Origin of the sequence: Streptomyces sp. NPDC057474, assembly GCF_042802555.1 — a bacterium.
Lineage (GTDB): Bacteria > Actinomycetota > Actinomycetes > Streptomycetales > Streptomycetaceae > Streptomyces.
Map to the genome: position 1 here is coordinate 25,615 of NZ_JBHVDX010000079.1, position 14,895 is coordinate 40,509.

Genomic DNA, 14,895 nt, shown 5'->3' on the forward strand with positions numbered 1-14,895 from the left:
TGAGTACGAGGTCATGTGCTCACCTGGCGTCCTCGTCTCCGGCCATGTCGTACTCGTCGACGTTGAGCTCGGCGCCGGTGGCGATGAGGAAGTCCAGGACCTTGCGGTCCAGGTGCCAACCGAAGAGGTTGGGGGCATCCGCAGCCCCCGGCCGGGCTTGGTCGGTGTCGTTGAAGTAGCGCACGACTTGAAGCACTGCGCCCCCGTCGGCGCCGGCCAGATGCCTGGTGAGGTCGCAGATGCGGTCCGTGCGGGGCTGGAGCCTGTCGAGAATGTGGGTTATCTGTTCGTCGACGCGCAGGCCCGGTTCCCGGCAGACAACCATCCACGAGTGGTCGACCGGAACCACCGCCGGCTTGGTGATTCTGCTGCCGCGAACAGTCACCTCGTCAGGAGTGATACCCAGCCGGGAGGTCATGTCGTCTGCCGAGGTGTGCTGGCTGAACAGTGCGAAGTAGGCGTACTGGTGAAGTGGCATCCCGTGGAGGATAGCCGCGCGGGAAATGGGCCGACCGTGATTATGCGTGCCCCGACAGTCAGGCAGCCGCGGTGACCGGAGGTGCGACCTGGTAGCACCATCGGTCACGGATCAGGGCCCAGTGACGTTGACGCGTCGGCGGGCGAGGGCGAACACGGCCTGGACGTGTTTCTTCCCCTCGGCTCGTTTGCGGTCGGAGAACTTCCGCTAGTTCGGGTCGTAGCGGAGGCTGACCAGCGCGGACGTATAGAAGACGCGCTGGAGCCTTCGGTGGTAGACCAGCGCCGGTGAAGGTTGACGCTGACCTTGCCCGAGTCACGCGGTGCGGGAGCGACGCCGGCGAGGCCCGCCAGGGCATCCGGGGAGTCGAAGCCGTCCAGGCCGCCGCCGACGGCGGCGAGGAACTCCGCGCCCAACACAGTGCCTATGCCGGGGACGCTCAGGACGATGTCGGCGAGCTCGTGTTCGCTCCGCAGCGGCGGATCGCGGTCGGGGTCTGGTAGCCCGTCAGCAGCATGAGCGGCCCGGTGTTCGTCACCTCCAAGGCCCGTTCCAGGGCCGGGAACATGCTCAGCAGGGTGCCGCGCAGGCGGTTGACGACACCGGTGCGGTCCCCCCTTTCGACCAAGTCCGCCCGGCGCCCGGTCAGCAGTTTGAGCTCGATGGCGGCTTCGTCGCCGGGGCAGGTCGCGGCGCATTCTGGCCTGGTCGGCGATCACGTAGGCGTCGCGGGCGTCGGTCTTACCCTCGCCGCGGTATCCGTCGGACTCCATTGCCGGCTCAGGTGGTCCTCGGCTTCCCGCAGCACGCACTCGGCGCTGGGGAGCGAGGTCTGGTGGCCCTGACGTTGTTCAGCGGTCCCACCATGTTGGCCTCAGTCGGCCCCGATTCGTGAAGATCGGCCCCGCCGCGGACGGCTTGACTTGACCCCACCCCTCCGCGACGCGTTGCTCGGCGGCGGGGTCAACTGGAACCGCCCGTACCGTTACCGCTGCTTTCACAGGTGGTACCGCCGCAAGCCGCCACGATGGGGCCGCTGGTAGACGTCACAACCAGCCATCTGCCTCCTGAGCACTCCAGTTGGCCAGTGGCACTGGAGTGCTCAGTCACAGTTGATGACATTCAGTCGAGCCAGCGGGCCTTGTCCCCGATACGGACATGGCCGGGTTTCTCGACCGCCGCGTACACGCCGAGGGCGTTGCCGAGCTCGCGGGCGACCCAGCGCAGCACGGCGCGGTCATGCGGGACAGTCGGAGTCTCCTTGGTGATCATCACGCAGCGGTCGCACCCCTCGGTGAAGCGCAACCGCAGCGTGCCGATGACCATCCGGCGGCCGATCCAATCGTGTTCGGGGTACCCGGTCGCGTGGTCGCCGGGCACGTCGTCGAGCACCAGGTTGGGCCGGAACCGGCTGGCGTCCATCGCACTGTCCGGCAGCGTCGAGCCGAGGCTGCGTAGCGCCGTCGTTGTCAATACATGGAGCGCGGCGTCAGGCCGGTGCGGCTGGTGCTCGACCAGCGTGACCTTGGCCTGTACAGCCGCACTGAGCCGACTGGCAGCGTCAGGCGCATCGGAGCGGAACCGCCGGCCGTCCGGCAGGACCAGTTCGGCCACGCCCGGCCCGAGGGTGACCGCCCGCAATCGCATGAGCGCCGGAACAGCGCCGGCCCAGGTGACCTCTTCCCGCTCGTCGTGGATGGCGATGCCCCGGTCACCCTCGATTCCGAGCACACCGACCGTGGCCGCGGTCAGTCGCTCACCACCCACCGACTTCACCGGATACCGCCACAGTTGGTCGACCCGCATCCATCGCCCCCTTCATCCCAGCGGTCCGGCGACCGTAGTCGACGGCTGCCCGGGCAAGCACAGCGACGATCACCGTACGGGGGGGGTCATGCCGTCGTTCCACCGCCGCCTGGTTGTGACGTCTACCAGCGGCCTCATCGTGGCGGCTTGCGGCGGTACCACCTGTGAAAGCAGCGGTAACGGTACGGGCGGTTCCAGTTGACCCCGCCGCCGAGCAACGCGTCGCGGAGGGGTGGGGCCAAGTCAAGCCGTCCGCGGCGGGGCCGATCTTCACGAATCGGGGCCGACTGAGGCCAACATGGTGGGACCGCTGAACAACGTCAGGGCCAGTCTGGCATGTTCGGGTGCGCCGTTGAACCGGGCGGCGGGCTGAGACGGGTCGGGGGGCGGGGCGATGCCACGGCAGGAGGAGTGAGCGGCTGCGGTGGCGCTCCCGCGTGCGGGAAGTCGCCCACCAGCGCGCGAGCAGAACGAGAGCGGTAACGGCCGCCGCGGCGGAGGCAAGAGGGGGATGCGCGGTCACAGGTGTGCCCTTTCTTCCCAAAACCAACCGTCCGTCGACGTCCGCCCAGGTCGAGGTGGGGCGGCGGGCCTCGACGGGAGGAGTCAGCCGGGCCAGGTGCCGGTCAGGCGGCGGGTCGCGGCGGCGCCGCCGCGGTCGACTGCGACTTTGACCCCGGCGAAGATCGCGCCCTGCAGGACGGCCGCCAGCATCGTCTCGCGCCAGGTGCGGTCCTCGTCGGTGGCGTCGGGAGCGTCCTCGTCATGGCCGCCGCCGACCACTGTGGCATCCGGCCGCACCACCACCCTCGCCCAGGCGGCAGGTGCGACCTGCTCGCTCCGGGACGGCGCGGGCATCCGTGGACAAGCTGGTCGTTCTCCGCCGGGTGGAGCAGCCAGGAAAAACTGGTCGTCACGCTGGTGGAACCCGAGCTGGTGGTGGAAGTCGGCGTCGATGTCGCCCGCGACGCCTCCGGCCGATGGCGCCACCCCGCACGCTGGCACCGCGCACGCCCCGACCTCTCCCCCGCCGACGTCCCCCACATGAAGTCACCGCCGCACTGACAGCCATGCTGATGGTTGACCTGTATGTACCTCTCGCTTCCATGAGCGAGGCTGCTGCCGGACCGGACAGCCGCCTAGCTCTGCATCCCTGCGCCCGGTCAGCTGCGGATGATGTTCTGGGCCTGCGGGCCCTTCTGTCCCTGGCCGATGTCGAAGGTGACGTGCTCGCCCTCGGTCAGCTCGCGGTATCCGCTGCCCTTGATTTCGGAGTAGTGCGCGAAGACGTCCGGGCCTCCGCCGTCCTGCTCGATGAAGCCGAAGCCCTTTTCGGCGTTGAACCACTTCACGGTGCCGCTGGCCATACTGGTCGATCCTTCGTTCATGCCCGAGAACAGCCCCTTCGTCGGGGCGTGCTCCGGCTCTCTGCAATCCAGGAGCCAGCAGCCGTTCTACCCCGGAACACGGCCCTCACCCGGCTGGCGACACAGGCTTCACGCATCGCAAGCTCGCCGGGCACCGGCGCTTCCACATCTGCTGGCGAACGGCGCCGGCATCCCCGCTTCTAGGCCGGAGCGGTCACGCGACTGTGGGGCCGACGAGTTCGGACAGGACGTCTTCCATGGTGACGAAGCCGATCACGGTGCCCTTCTCGCCGGTGACAGCGGCGAGGTGGGTGCCGCCTGCCCGCATCGCGGTGAGGGCGTCATCGAGCGGAGTATCGATCTGCACGCGGGTCACGGGATGCAGGGCGGTGCGGGGGAACGGCTTGTGCCGCTCGGACACGCCGATGGCGTCCTTGATGTGCAGGTAGCCCATGATCGTGCCGCCGGCGCCCAGGACGGGCATCCGGGAGTAGCCGGCGCCTGTGGCGGCCTTCTCCAGCTGGGCGGGGGTGACGCGGTGGTCGACCGTGCTCATCCGGGCCAGCGGCACCAGGACCTCGCCGACCGGACGGGTGCCGAGCTCCAGGGCGTCGCGCAGCCGTTCGCCGTCGGCGGGATCGAGCAGGCCTGCCTGGCTGGAGTCGGCGACGAGGCGGGCGAGTTCGTCGTCGGTGAAGACGGCGGCGACTTCGTCCTTGGGCTCGACTTTGAGCAGGCGCAGCAGGGTGTTGGCGAAGGCGTTGATGCCGAAGATGACGGGCTTGAGCGCGCGGGTGAGCGCGATCAGCGGCGGGCCCAGCAGCAGCGTGGTGGGTACCGGGGCGGCCAGGGCGATGTTCTTGGGCACCATCTCGCCGAAGAGCATGTGCAGGTACGTCGCGAGCGTCAGGGCGATGACGAAGGCGATCGGGTGGATCAGTCCCTCGGGCAAGCCGATGGCGTGGAAGGGCGGTTCCAGCAGGTGGGCGATGGCCGGCTCGGCCACGGCGCCCAGCACGAGGGAGGAGACCGTGATGCCGAGTTGGGCGGTGGCCATCACCCCCGACAGATGCTCCACCCCCCACAGAGCGGTCCTGGCGCGCTTGTTCCCGGCCTGGGCCTTGGGCTCGATCTGGCTGCGGCGTACCGAGATCAGGGCGAACTCGGCGCCGACGAAGAAGGCGTTGGTGAGCAGGGTCAGGGCGCCGATGAGTATCTGGATGGTGGTCATCGGGCACTCTCCTGCTCGGTACGGTCCGCCGCGGGGGCGGCGAGGGTAAGGCGGTCGGCGCGGTGGTGGTCGACGTCCAGGACGGTGATGTCCCATCCGTCGAAGTGCACGGTGTCTCCGGGCCGGGGGATGCGTTTAAGGAGGGTGGCGGTCAGGCCGGCGAGGGTTTCGTAGGGGCCGTCCGCGGCGCTCAGGCCGATCTCGGCGAGCTGGTCGGTGCGGATACTGCCCTCGGCCTGCCAGACCCGCCGGCCGTCTTCGGTTGCGGGCCTCGGGAGCAGGTCGGGGACCTCGAGGGGGTCGTGTTCGTCGCGGACCTCGCCGACGACCTCCTCGATGATGTCCTCGACGGTGGCGACACCGGCGGTGCCGCCGTATTCGTCAATGACTACGGCCATGGTGCGCTCCGTGCGCATCCGGGCCAGGAGGGTGTCGACGGGCAGGCTGTCGGGCACCAGCAGCGGCGGTGTCATCAGGTCGGTGACCGGCGTGCCGGCGCGCTGGTCCTCGTCCAGGGCGAGGACGTCGCGGATGTGGATGGTGCCGATGATCTCGTCCAGGCTGTCGCGGTAGACGGGGAAGCGGGACAGGCCGGTGGCGTGTGTGAGGTTGACCGCGTCCGCGGCGCTGGCGTGGGATTCGAGGGCCTTGACGTCCACCCGCGGGGTCATGACGTTCTCGGCCGTCAGTTCACCCAGGTGCAGGGTGCGCACGAACAGTTCGGCGGAGTCCTTCTCCAGCGCGCCCTGGGCAGCGGAGTGCCGGACCAGCGCCACCAGCTCCTCCGGGCTGCGGGCGTGGGCGAGTTCTTCGGCCGGCTCCAGGCCGAAGCGGCGCACGAAACGGTTCGCGGTGTTGTTCAGGTGCCCGATGAAGGGTCCGAAGGCGGCGGTGAAGCCGCGCTGCGGAGTGGCGACGACCTTGGCCACGGCCAGCGGCCGGGAGATCGCCCAGTTCTTCGGCACCAGCTCACCGACCACCATCAGCACCACGGTGGACACGGCGACACCGAGGATGGTGGCGATCGTGGAAGCCGCATCTGCCAGGCCGATCGCGGTCAGCGGGCCGCGCAGCAGCGCGGCCAGGGACGGCTCGGCGAGCATGCCGATCACCAGCGAGGTGACGGTGATGCCCAGCTGGGCGCCTGACAGCTGGAAGGTCAGACGGCGTACGGCCTTCAGCGCGCTGTCCGCGCCGCGCTCACCCGCCTGCACGGCACGCTCGAGATCAGCGCGCTCGACCGTGGTCAGGGAGAACTCGGCCGCGACGAACACCGCACACGCGAGAGTCAGCGCCAGAGCGAGCAGGAGCAGCAGGAACTCGGTCACCGTGCCACCCCCGATTCACAGCTCTCTGTCGGGCGGGGTATGGCACGGCTCGTACTGGGAGGTTCACCCATTGCGGGTCTGCCGCTCCTTCTTCACTCAACCACCCCCGGCAGGGGGGCGGAACGTCTTCGTCGGGAAGGGAAGTCTTCCCCCACCCAATAGTAAAGGACCGGTAAAGCAGCTTCCCGGTCCGGATAAGTGCCGGACAAGGATCGGAGTGGTGGTCGGAAGATCCCATCGCGCGCTGCTGAGCGCTCCTGTACCCGGGCCCGATCCACGGTGGAAGTCGGCGTCGCCCCCTGTAGCCCGCCGCTTCATGGCAGGCCGTCAGGCAAGACAGCGGGGCCCGGGGAGCGCTGTCTGCTACTGGGGACGGCGTCCGGTGACGTCGCCGCCCAGGTCGTCGGGCAGGGCGATGCGGGCGATGATGCGTTTACCGACCGGCTCCCGCTGGACCTCGAAACCCTGGGCGCCGGCCATGACGATCTCCAGACCGTGCTGCCCGACCCTGCCCACATCGGCGGCCCGGGCCACCGGCAGGACCGGATCGCAGTCCCACACGACCACTTCCACCAGCGAGCCGACGATGCGCAGTTCCATCAGCACCGGCCCGGGAGCGTACTTGCGGGCGTTGGTGACCAGTTCGCTGACCACCAGCTGGGTCAGGTCCATCGCGCATGCTGACACCGGCAGGCCGTGCGCAGCCTGGACGCGGGCGAGGAAGTCCACCGCGCGGTGGCGGGCCTCGGCGATGCAGGATCCGTTGCCGTCCAGGGCGATGGTGTCCTGTATCGAAGGGCGCCAGGCATCACGCTGTCCTCACCATCGGGGACCGATTCCGCCGGATTCACCCGTTCACCCGTTCACCCGCATGGCGCATACCCCGGACTCCGCCTCGCATGCCCCTTGAACTCGGCTACACAGAGGGCCGAACGAGTGTTCACCGTAATATCGGGGCAGGCTGCCAACATCGTGTCGGGGGCTTTGAGCCCCATCAGCGAGCGCAGTCGAGGAAACGGTGACAGACACCCACGGAACAGCCCGGCCCGGTCTCTCGATCGACCACACCACTATCGACGACATCCGGGTGGTGTGGTCACCCTGCGAGGCGAGACCGACCACGCCGTCACAAACGAGCTCACCGAAGCCCTGCTGTCCTATAACGGCGCGACACCGCCTCGCACCGTGGTGGACCTCAGCGGCGTGACCTTCATGGACTCCAGCGGCATCAACGTCCTCATCGCCGCCCACCAGGCTGTGTGACGCTCAGGGATGGCTGCGCATTGCCAGCGCTCAGGCATCGGTGCTATGGGCCCTTGAGCTCGTCGGCCTGAACCAGGTCATCGGCTGCCATCCCACCGTAGAACAGGCCCTGGCCCCCTGACCCACGCCATGCCTGGCCACGGCGTCCTACCCGGCTTCCGCGTCCGAGGCATTCCGCTGGCCTGAGCGCCGCTGCACGGCCGCCTCCAGCTCCTGACCCACCAGCTCCGGCAGGGGCTTCCCCAGCGCCCAGGCGATCACCGTCTCAGCCACCGTGTGCAGCTTGGTGTTGGTGTGCTGGGAGACCTCACGCAGCACGTCGAATCCTGCGGCCGGCGCAAGCCGGTGGATCGCGGCGAGAACACCGATGGCCTGATCCACCGTCGCGTGGGAAGCGACGGCGTGCCGCAGCTGCGCGTTCTCCTGCTCCAGGGCGTTCGTGGCGTCGTCACGTGTGCCGTCGGGCGAGGGCCGCGGCACGCGGGAGGTCGTCATGGGCTGGTCTCCATGCAGGGGTAGGGCTTTCTGTACGCCTGCCCCCTTACCGAAACGGCAAGACACCCTCCGTGTGACGTGAAGATCACACAGGATGAGAGGCCCCTCGCCGACCAGGGGACGGCGAAGAGCTCCAGGGCTGTTTACCCAACCCTCGTTCTGCCGGGTGGCCGCCGCGTCCGCGCTCACCCTCCCGGGCCGGACAGTCGAGTATCGGGCAGCCAAGGCGGGTGCCGCAGCCGACTCGGGTCCGCCGAGGCATGTGGGGACGTCAGCGTCTGCGCACCGTCCGGCCTCGCCGCTCCGCATGCTCCCGGGGGCGCAATGCCGGACACTCCTGTATAGGGGTCGGCGTATGTCGCGCGGGCCATGGTGAAGGTGTTCGGCATGCTTGAGGTCCCGCTCTGGCTGTGGGGGGCGTTCGCCGCGACGGTGATCGTGTCGCTGGCGGTAGACCTGCTGTCCCACCGCACCGCGCACGTCATCGGCTTCAAGGAGGCAGCCGCCTGGAGCGGCCTGTGGGTGAGCCTCGCCCTGATCTTCGGCGCGGTTGTCTTCCTCGTCCTTGGCACCACCGCCGGCACCGAGTACACGACAGCCTGGCTACTGGAGAAGAGCCTGTCGGTCGACAACCTCTTCGTCTTCGCCGTGATCTTCGCCTACTTCAAGGTACCGCGGGCCTACCAGCACCGCGTGCTGTTCTTCGGCGTCATCGGCGCCCTCGTCTTCCGCGGGATCTTCCTCTCCCTTGGCGTGGCCGTGGTCAGCCGCTTCACCGCGGTGCTGTTCGCCTTCGCGGCGGTCCTCTTCTACAGCACCTACAAGCTCCTCAAGGACGAGCAGGAGAGCTTCGACCCGGGCAAGAGCTTCGCCGTACGGATGCTCCGCAAGATCATCCCGGTCCGGGACGAGTACGCCGGAGCCCGGTTCTTCGTCAGGGAAGCCGGCAAGCGCGTGGGGACCCCGCTGCTCGCGGTGGTCGCCGCGATCGAGGCCGCCGACCTGATCTTCGCCGTCGACAGCGTGCCCGCCGTCCTCGCGGTCAGCGACGACGCGTTCATCGTCTACACCAGCAATGCGTTCGCCATCCTCGGTCTGCGGGCCCTCTACTTCATGCTCGCAGGGCTCCTGGACCGCTTCCACTACCTGAGCAAGGGACTGGCGATCATCCTCGCCTTCATCGGCGTCAAGCTCATCCTCCAGGCGTCCCACAAGATGATCAGCACGAGTATCCCGGAAATCCCCTCACCGATCAGCCTCGCGGTCATCGTCGTCGTCCTGACGGGTTCCGTGGTGCTCAGCATCAGAAGGCCCGCCCCGACAGGGGGTCTGGGACAGACCGACGAACAGAAGGGCGCCTCCGGGACCACGGAACAGCCCAGCTCACTACCTGTGGCGGATACCCCTGGGTCCCCAACCGGTTCACCAGGCCGGGACGCTGAATCCCGCCCGCGCTCAGGCCAGCGAGGAGGCAAAGCACTTCCCGACGCGCCAGCACGGGCATATCGTAAAAAAATGGTCAAAGTGAAGCGTAAGCCTGAAACGTACGTGTGTCCGACCTGCAAGCAATCCGTGCCGGCCGCTATCCACCGGCACAAGACCCTCGGCGTATTCGTCCCCGTATGGGGCCCGGGCGCATGTCAAAACCGCGACTGTGCCGACTTCCGGTTGGACCCCAGTTACAAGCAGTCCTCAGCCCGGTAACAAAATCGGCAGCGCCGACCCGTCACATCAAACGACCCACCGGATCTCTACCGGGATCGCCCCGCCACCCTGTCACCGCTGGGGAATCTCACCGTCCATGAAGTCCCGAAGGTGGTCCTGGCAGTTTGGGCGTCCCTCCAGCGGCGGCAACCCGGCGGCCTCGCCCGCATGCCACATCACCTCGACCATGATCCCTGCCGCTTCGTACCACTCCTCATCCCCGTTGAACAGGACGGCGGCCGCGCGGGCCATTGCCCGGGCGGCCTTCCTGGCGGCCACGGCGGTCGGCGTGCCGGGGCCGGTGAGGCCGGCGGCAGTGTCGTACGTGAAGGCAGCCCGCCCCCTGGAGCGGATGACGTCCGAGCACCACGTCGCGTCGTCGGCGAACATGTCGCGGGCGGCGCGGGCGAGCGGACGCCCGTCGGGCGGCGTCCCAGCCTTCGACAGGGCGAGAAAGGCCGCGTGACACGCCTCAGCGTCGGCCCCCCAGGAATCTCTGTCGGACCCGGCACGGCTCAGGGCTGCGTCAGCGGCGTCTGAGCAGGCGGCATACGTCTGCTGAACCCGCTCGTGGTCGGTGTCGTAGTAGATCCCTTCAATCGCCCCGCCCGCGGAGAACCAGGTGCTCACCCCTTTGGTCACGGCGTCGACGGCCAGGAGGCGGTCGGCGACCTCGATCAGGCCCGCCGCTCGCAGTTCGCGGGCAAGGCGGACCCAGCTGGCCTCGGAGGGCTCGCACAGCTTGAGGCATCGGGTGTACGGCAGGCCGGTCACCGCCCGGATCTGGCGGGCAAGCCGCCCTCCCGCTCACGCACTTGAGACGAAAGCACCGGACCTCCAGCGGCCGACTGCGCAGCATCAGCCTCACAAATAGATTCCCGTTGTGCAAGTTTTTCCATTGAGCAAGTTTCCAATTCTCCGCGTATGCTCACTGCCGATGACTACCGGCCTGCGTGAACGCAAGAAGGCGGCGACTCGTGAGGCGCTGCACGCCGCCGCCGTGCGCCTCGCTCTGGCCAACGGCATCGAGAACCTCACGGTCGAGGCGATCGCTGACGCCGCCTTCGTCTCCCGTCGCACCTTCTCCAACTACTTCGCCAACAAGGAGCAGGCTCTGATGCACCACGACCGGACACGCGCCGTCCGGCTGGTCGAACTCGTCTGTACCCGCCCAGAAGAAGAGGCCCCGAGGACCGCACTCATCCGCGCCGCCGAGCAGCTTCACGCGGAGTACCCCGACACACCCGAGGCGCAATACCGGGAACTGCGCCTCCACCCCGCACTGCTCTCCGAGCTGGCCGCCGCCTACACCGCCGTCGAACAAGACCTTGCCGACGCTGTCGAGCAGCGGCTGCCCGACCAACCGGACCGGGCCTTGCGCGCCCAGGTACTCGCCGCGGCCTTCCTCGTCGCCCTGCGGATCGCCGGGCAGACCTCCCTCGAACAGCCCCAGCGGAACTTCATGGACCTGACCGAGCGGGCCATCGCCTTCACCCACGAGGGCTTCCGCCAGGAGGCTTCTGATGGCGTTTCGTAGTTGGCACATCACGCGACGAGCTGTTGGCTTACCGTCTTCCGACTGACTACGTTGCTCCGCAACGGGGTTGCCGGCCGTTTGTCACACGGCCGGATCCCTTGCCGCCCTGCTCGTCCGCACAGGTGCCACCTTCTCGCCGGGGCGCCCGCGGCATCTGGCGCCTCCACGAGCACACGCATCGTCGACTTGTCGGGTGCGGCACGCCGTGGTGGCGTAGGCAGGCACCTGCTGGGACTGCGTTCCTGACCCCGAGGGCCGGGGAGAGTAGCAACGCCGTTCGAGCAGCTGGCGATCCGCGCGCCACGACCTGTCCCGTGGGACGATCGGCCCCGTGGGCGGTGTGGCTTCGAAACATGCGAGGAGAGCGCATTGCGCGTTCTGGTCGGTGTTGATCGTTTCGTTCCTGCCGGGTGCCACGTCGACACAGTGGCGACGGTGCGTGGTCCGCACTTCGGGCCGGTCCGCTGCTCGTGCGGGGGTGGCGAACGTCGATGTCGCCACCGCGACCGGTCGGTGCGCCGTGCCGGGCGACGCCCGCGAATTGGGGTGGGTGTGAGCGTTGGCACGTGAACTGGTGCTCGGCCTCGACGCGGGACACACCGTGACCAAGGCAGTCCTGTTCGACGCCACCGGCCGACCGGTGGCGCAGGCCAGCGGCACGCTGCCGCTGAGCACTCCTCACCCGTACTGGGTCGAGCGGAACATGGACGACGTCTGGCGGACGGCGCACCAGGCCATCGCCGCCTGTCTCGCCGATGCGGGCCCGGACGCGGGGCAGGCCGTCGCCGCCGTGGGGCTGACCGGGCACGGCGACGGGCTGTACGCCGTCGACGATCGCGGCCGACCGGTACGGGCCGCGATCGTGGCGATGGACACGCGCGCCGAGCCGGTGCTGGAGGAGTGGCGGAGCAGTCCGGTCTGGTCCCGCGCCCTGGAGCTGTCGGGCACGGTGCCCTTCGCGGGTTCCCCGGCCGCTCTGCTGGCCTGGCTCGCCCGCCACGAGCCGGGAGTACTGCAGCAAGCCCGTTGGCTGCTGTCCTGCAAGGACTGGCTGCGCCTGAGACTGACGGGATCGGTGGCCACCGATCCCACGGATGCCAGCGCCTCCTTCACCGACATGCGGCACGGCGGCTACTCGCCGGAACTGCTCGACCTGTACGGCCTCGGAGCGCTCGCCGGCATGCTGCCGCCGGTCCTGGCCTGCGACGCGGTGAGCGGAACCGTCGCCCCCGAGGCCGCGGCGCTCACCGGGCTCACCGCCGGTACCCCCGTCGTCTCGGGTGCCCATGACGTCGACGCCGCCGCGCTCGGAATCGGCGGCACGACGCCGGGCGAGCTCTCCATGATCGCCGGGTCGTTCAGTATCAACCAGGTGGTCTGCGAGCGCCCCGTCGTCGATCCGCGCTGGCAGGTTCGTCATTTCGTCCGCCCGGGGCAGTGGATGACCATGTCCACCTCACCGGCGTCGGTGGCGAACCTGGAGTGGTTCCTGCGGGTCACGGGCGCTCCGGCCGAGCAGCGGGACGGCGTCCACGAGGCGCTCGGCCGGGAGGTCGAGGCGCATCTGAGCGGTCCGTCGGAGGTGTTGTTCCACCCGTTCGTCTATGGCTCCCCGCACTCGCATCCCACGTCCGGGACGTTCCTCGGTCTGCGCGGCTGGCACGGCCGAGGCCATCTGCTTCGGGCTCTGATGGAGGGCGTCGTACTCAATCACCGCTGGCATGTCGACGTGCTCTGCTCGAAGCTGCCGATCACCGGGGTGCCGGCCCGGCTGACCGGCGGCGCCGCGCACAGCGAGGTGTGGAGCCAGATGTTCGCCGATGCTCTGCGGCGGCCGGTCGTGGTGACCGACGTGGCGGAGAGTGCCGCCCGAGGAGCGGCCCTGCTGGCCGCCACCGCCGTAGGTCTGCTCGACGACGTGACGGACCCGCGCGCCGGAGCCACCGTGCTCCGACGCCACGAACCCCAGGCCGACCGGGCCGCCGTACTCGACGAGGCGTACGAGGTGTACCGGGAGGCGCTGGAGGCTCTCGGACCGGTCTGGGCCCGCTTGGACGCGGACGGGACCGCCGAGTGAGAACAGGGAGTCCCTCGCACAAGGAATCAACCACCGGAGCAAGGCAGTTGGCCCCTGCCGCGGACCCTACGCCGGGGTCGGCACGCCGTCACGGCGGTACGGCGGCTGGGCGCCGGCGCGGGTGCAGGTGTCGGCCGCGATCTCCACGGCATACGACAGCAGGCGGGCGAGTTCGCCGGCGCTCAGAGCGTCGACGCCTTCGCGGCTGAGTCGGCCGGTGTGGTGCAGATGGGCGAGCACCCCGGCGGTGAAGGCGTCGCCCGCTCCCACCGTGTCGACGACCTCGACCGCCGGGGCAGGCACATGCACGTCGGCGTCGCGGCCGGCGGCCCAGGCACCCCGGGAGCCGAACGTGATCAGGACGAGTCCGACCCCGGACGCGAGCCAGCGGTCGGCCACTGTTTCGTACGGCTCGCCCGGGTGGAGCCAGGCCAGGTCCTCGTCGCTCGCCTTCACCACGTCGGCGAGCGCCACCCACTCGGCGAACCGCCGGAGGTAGGCCGCACGGTCGGTGACCAGGCCCGGCCGGACGTTCGGGTCGAGGGACACCAGCCGCCGGCCCGCCTCCCGGCGCAGCAGTCCGTCGAGTGTCGAGGCCAGGGGCTCCAGCAGCATCCCCAGCGAGCCGAGGTGCAGTGCCGTACTCAGGGGCAGGTCACCGCCGTCCGGGAGGGTGGCGAGGTGCTCGGGCCGCAGGCCGCGGTCGGCGGCGCCGCCTGCGTGGAAGGAGTAGGCGGCCGACCCGTCCTCGTGCAGGTGCACGGCGGCGAGGGTGGTGGGGTCGGAGGTCGGCAGCACGTGGGTGAGCCGGGTGCCGGATGCCGCGAGGTGCGCGCGCAGGAGATCGCCGAAGTGGTCGTCGGAGATGCGCGCGAGTAGTGCTGCGGGGACTCCGAGACGGCCGAGACCGGCGGCGACATTGAGGCAGGAGCCGCCCGGGCGCGGCTGGAGGGCTGCGGCACCGTCGGTGGTGCGGGCGGGGGTGAGGTCCACCAGCGCGTCTCCGGCGACGACGACGGCCGGGTTGTCTGCGGTTTCCGCTCTGTCTGGTCTGTTCGGAGTGGTGTTCATGCGGGATTCCTCAGGGGCGGCGGCGCGGTCGGGGCGTCTCACATCTCTCTACGAGACGGCTAGACGATAGATTCCCATAAGTTTTCTCGCAAGATGTGTTAACAACGGCGCAGCATCCTGATAATAATTCCGCCATCGATATTGCGCCCACACCCCAGGGCCGCATCCGCACCCCTCCCCAGCCGAGCTCAGTCGAGGTTCCGACGAGCGGCGCCGCCATGGGAGTCCCCTACGCCGTTTCCCGAGCCACCCGTACGAGAGGTCCCCCGTCACATGCGATCGACCAGATACGCCCTCATAGCCGGCGCCGCCGCCACCGCCCTGCTCGCCACCGCCTGTTCCGGGGCCGGAGCCGGCGGGTCCTCGGACGGCGGCAAGAGCATCAACGTCCTGATGGTCGGCAACCCGCAGATGGAGGACATCGCGAAGCTGACCAAGGACACCTTCACCAAGGACACCGGGATCAAGGTCAACTTCACGATCCTTCCCGAGAACGAGCTGCGCGACAAAGTCACCCAGGACATCGCCACCCAGGCCG

At 69.1% G+C, this 14,895-nt stretch carries 14 protein-coding genes and 3 pseudogenes; 6 read left to right on the forward strand and 11 right to left on the reverse strand.

Annotated elements, in window-relative coordinates:
* Positions 1-19 precede the first annotated feature (19 nt).
* The 4 genes and pseudogenes from ACFU53_RS22670 to ACFU53_RS22685 all read right to left on the reverse strand — a co-directional run bounded on the left by ACFU53_RS22670 (position 20) and on the right by ACFU53_RS22685 (position 3,142).
* Positions 20-478, reverse strand: coding sequence for a DUF4279 domain-containing protein (locus ACFU53_RS22670; RefSeq protein WP_383995197.1), 459 nt, complete (start codon positions 476-478; stop codon positions 20-22).
* A gap of 58 nt (positions 479-536) precedes the next feature.
* Positions 537-1,245 (reverse strand): annotated as a pseudogene (locus tag ACFU53_RS22675) (transposase); the annotation flags it as partial.
* A 355-nt stretch (positions 1,246-1,600) separates the two neighbouring features.
* On the reverse strand, positions 1,601-2,284 hold the full coding sequence (locus ACFU53_RS22680) for an MOSC domain-containing protein (RefSeq protein ID WP_383995200.1): 684 nt from the start codon (positions 2,282-2,284) through the stop codon (positions 1,601-1,603).
* Positions 2,285-2,890: 606 nt separating this feature from the next.
* Entirely contained in the window at positions 2,891-3,142 is a 252-nt protein-coding gene (locus tag ACFU53_RS22685; RefSeq protein WP_383995203.1) for a DUF4235 domain-containing protein, read from the reverse strand.
* 63 nt (positions 3,143-3,205) lie between these two features.
* Here ACFU53_RS22685 and ACFU53_RS22690 point away from each other — a divergent pair, with 63 nt between their 5' ends.
* Positions 3,206-3,349: an ATP-dependent DNA ligase gene (locus tag ACFU53_RS22690; RefSeq protein ID WP_383995206.1), complete on the forward strand. Its 144-nt coding sequence runs from the start codon at positions 3,206-3,208 to the stop codon at positions 3,347-3,349.
* Between the two features lie 98 nt (positions 3,350-3,447).
* Here ACFU53_RS22690 and ACFU53_RS22695 read toward each other — a convergent pair whose 3' ends face one another.
* The 4 genes from ACFU53_RS22695 to ACFU53_RS22710 form a co-directional block, all read right to left on the reverse strand.
* A complete protein-coding gene (locus ACFU53_RS22695; protein WP_383995209.1) occupies positions 3,448-3,651 on the reverse strand; it encodes a cold-shock protein in 204 nt (67 codons plus the stop codon).
* A 214-nt stretch (positions 3,652-3,865) separates the two neighbouring features.
* Positions 3,866-4,882, reverse strand: coding sequence for a hemolysin family protein (locus ACFU53_RS22700; RefSeq protein WP_383995212.1), 1,017 nt, complete (start codon positions 4,880-4,882; stop codon positions 3,866-3,868).
* On the reverse strand, positions 4,879-6,210 hold the full coding sequence (locus tag ACFU53_RS22705) for a hemolysin family protein (RefSeq protein ID WP_383995215.1): 1,332 nt from the start codon (positions 6,208-6,210) through the stop codon (positions 4,879-4,881). Before ACFU53_RS22705 ends, ACFU53_RS22700 begins: the two co-directional genes overlap by 4 nt.
* Before the next feature lie 363 nt (positions 6,211-6,573).
* A complete protein-coding gene (locus ACFU53_RS22710; protein WP_383995218.1) occupies positions 6,574-6,882 on the reverse strand; it encodes an ATP-binding protein in 309 nt (102 codons plus the stop codon).
* 420 nt (positions 6,883-7,302) lie between these two features.
* On the opposite strand from ACFU53_RS22710, the gene ACFU53_RS22715 reads away from it, so the two are divergent.
* Positions 7,303-7,473 carry an STAS domain-containing protein gene (locus ACFU53_RS22715; protein WP_383995220.1) on the forward strand — a complete coding sequence of 57 codons (171 nt, stop codon included), beginning with the start codon at positions 7,303-7,305 and terminating at the stop codon, positions 7,471-7,473.
* Positions 7,474-7,620: 147 nt separating this feature from the next.
* Here ACFU53_RS22715 and ACFU53_RS22720 read toward each other — a convergent pair whose 3' ends face one another.
* Positions 7,621-7,968, reverse strand: a complete 348-nt coding sequence (locus ACFU53_RS22720; RefSeq protein WP_383995223.1) for an ANTAR domain-containing protein — start codon at positions 7,966-7,968, stop codon at positions 7,621-7,623.
* Between the two features lie 387 nt (positions 7,969-8,355).
* On the opposite strand from ACFU53_RS22720, the pseudogene ACFU53_RS22725 reads away from it, so the two are divergent.
* Positions 8,356-9,306: pseudogene (locus ACFU53_RS22725) on the forward strand (TerC family protein); the annotation flags it as partial.
* 438 nt (positions 9,307-9,744) lie between these two features.
* Here ACFU53_RS22725 and ACFU53_RS22730 read toward each other — a convergent pair.
* Positions 9,745-10,446 carry a hypothetical protein gene (locus ACFU53_RS22730; protein WP_383995226.1) on the reverse strand — a complete coding sequence of 234 codons (702 nt, stop codon included), beginning with the start codon at positions 10,444-10,446 and terminating at the stop codon, positions 9,745-9,747.
* 163 nt (positions 10,447-10,609) lie between these two features.
* Here ACFU53_RS22730 and ACFU53_RS22735 point away from each other — a divergent pair, with 163 nt between their 5' ends.
* Both ACFU53_RS22735 and ACFU53_RS22740 read left to right on the forward strand, forming a co-directional pair.
* The gene (locus ACFU53_RS22735; protein WP_383995229.1) at positions 10,610-11,209 is read left to right on the forward strand and encodes a TetR/AcrR family transcriptional regulator; all 600 of its coding nucleotides are present in this window, start codon (positions 10,610-10,612) and stop codon (positions 11,207-11,209) included.
* A gap of 559 nt (positions 11,210-11,768) precedes the next feature.
* Positions 11,769-13,286 (forward strand): FGGY-family carbohydrate kinase, encoded by a 1,518-nt coding sequence (locus ACFU53_RS22740; RefSeq protein ID WP_383995232.1) that lies wholly within the window; start codon positions 11,769-11,771, stop codon positions 13,284-13,286.
* A gap of 66 nt (positions 13,287-13,352) precedes the next feature.
* On the opposite strand, the gene ACFU53_RS22745 is transcribed toward ACFU53_RS22740, so the two are convergent.
* A complete protein-coding gene (locus ACFU53_RS22745) occupies positions 13,353-14,357 on the reverse strand; it encodes a carbohydrate kinase (protein ID WP_383995235.1) in 1,005 nt (334 codons plus the stop codon).
* Positions 14,358-14,630: 273 nt separating this feature from the next.
* Here ACFU53_RS22745 and ACFU53_RS22750 point away from each other — a divergent pair.
* Positions 14,631-14,895 (forward strand): annotated as a pseudogene (locus ACFU53_RS22750) (sugar ABC transporter substrate-binding protein); the annotation flags it as partial.

Coding starts and splice junctions, on each gene's coding strand:
- ACFU53_RS22695 (WP_383995209.1), bottom strand. CDS start 3,651: ATGGCCAGCGGCACCGTGAAGTGGTTCAACGCCGAAAAGGGCTTCGGC.
- ACFU53_RS22710 (WP_383995218.1), bottom strand. CDS start 6,882: ATGGACCTGACCCAGCTGGTGGTCAGCGAACTGGTCACCAACGCCCGC.
- ACFU53_RS22720 (WP_383995223.1), bottom strand. CDS start 7,968: ATGACGACCTCCCGCGTGCCGCGGCCCTCGCCCGACGGCACACGTGAC.
- ACFU53_RS22680 (WP_383995200.1), bottom strand. CDS start 2,284: ATGCGGGTCGACCAACTGTGGCGGTATCCGGTGAAGTCGGTGGGTGGT.
- ACFU53_RS22735 (WP_383995229.1), top strand. CDS start 10,610: ATGACTACCGGCCTGCGTGAACGCAAGAAGGCGGCGACTCGTGAGGCG.
- ACFU53_RS22685 (WP_383995203.1), bottom strand. CDS start 3,142: ATGCCCGCGCCGTCCCGGAGCGAGCAGGTCGCACCTGCCGCCTGGGCG.
- ACFU53_RS22700 (WP_383995212.1), bottom strand. CDS start 4,882: ATGACCACCATCCAGATACTCATCGGCGCCCTGACCCTGCTCACCAAC.
- ACFU53_RS22670 (WP_383995197.1), bottom strand. CDS start 478: ATGCCACTTCACCAGTACGCCTACTTCGCACTGTTCAGCCAGCACACC.
- ACFU53_RS22745 (WP_383995235.1), bottom strand. CDS start 14,357: ATGAACACCACTCCGAACAGACCAGACAGAGCGGAAACCGCAGACAAC.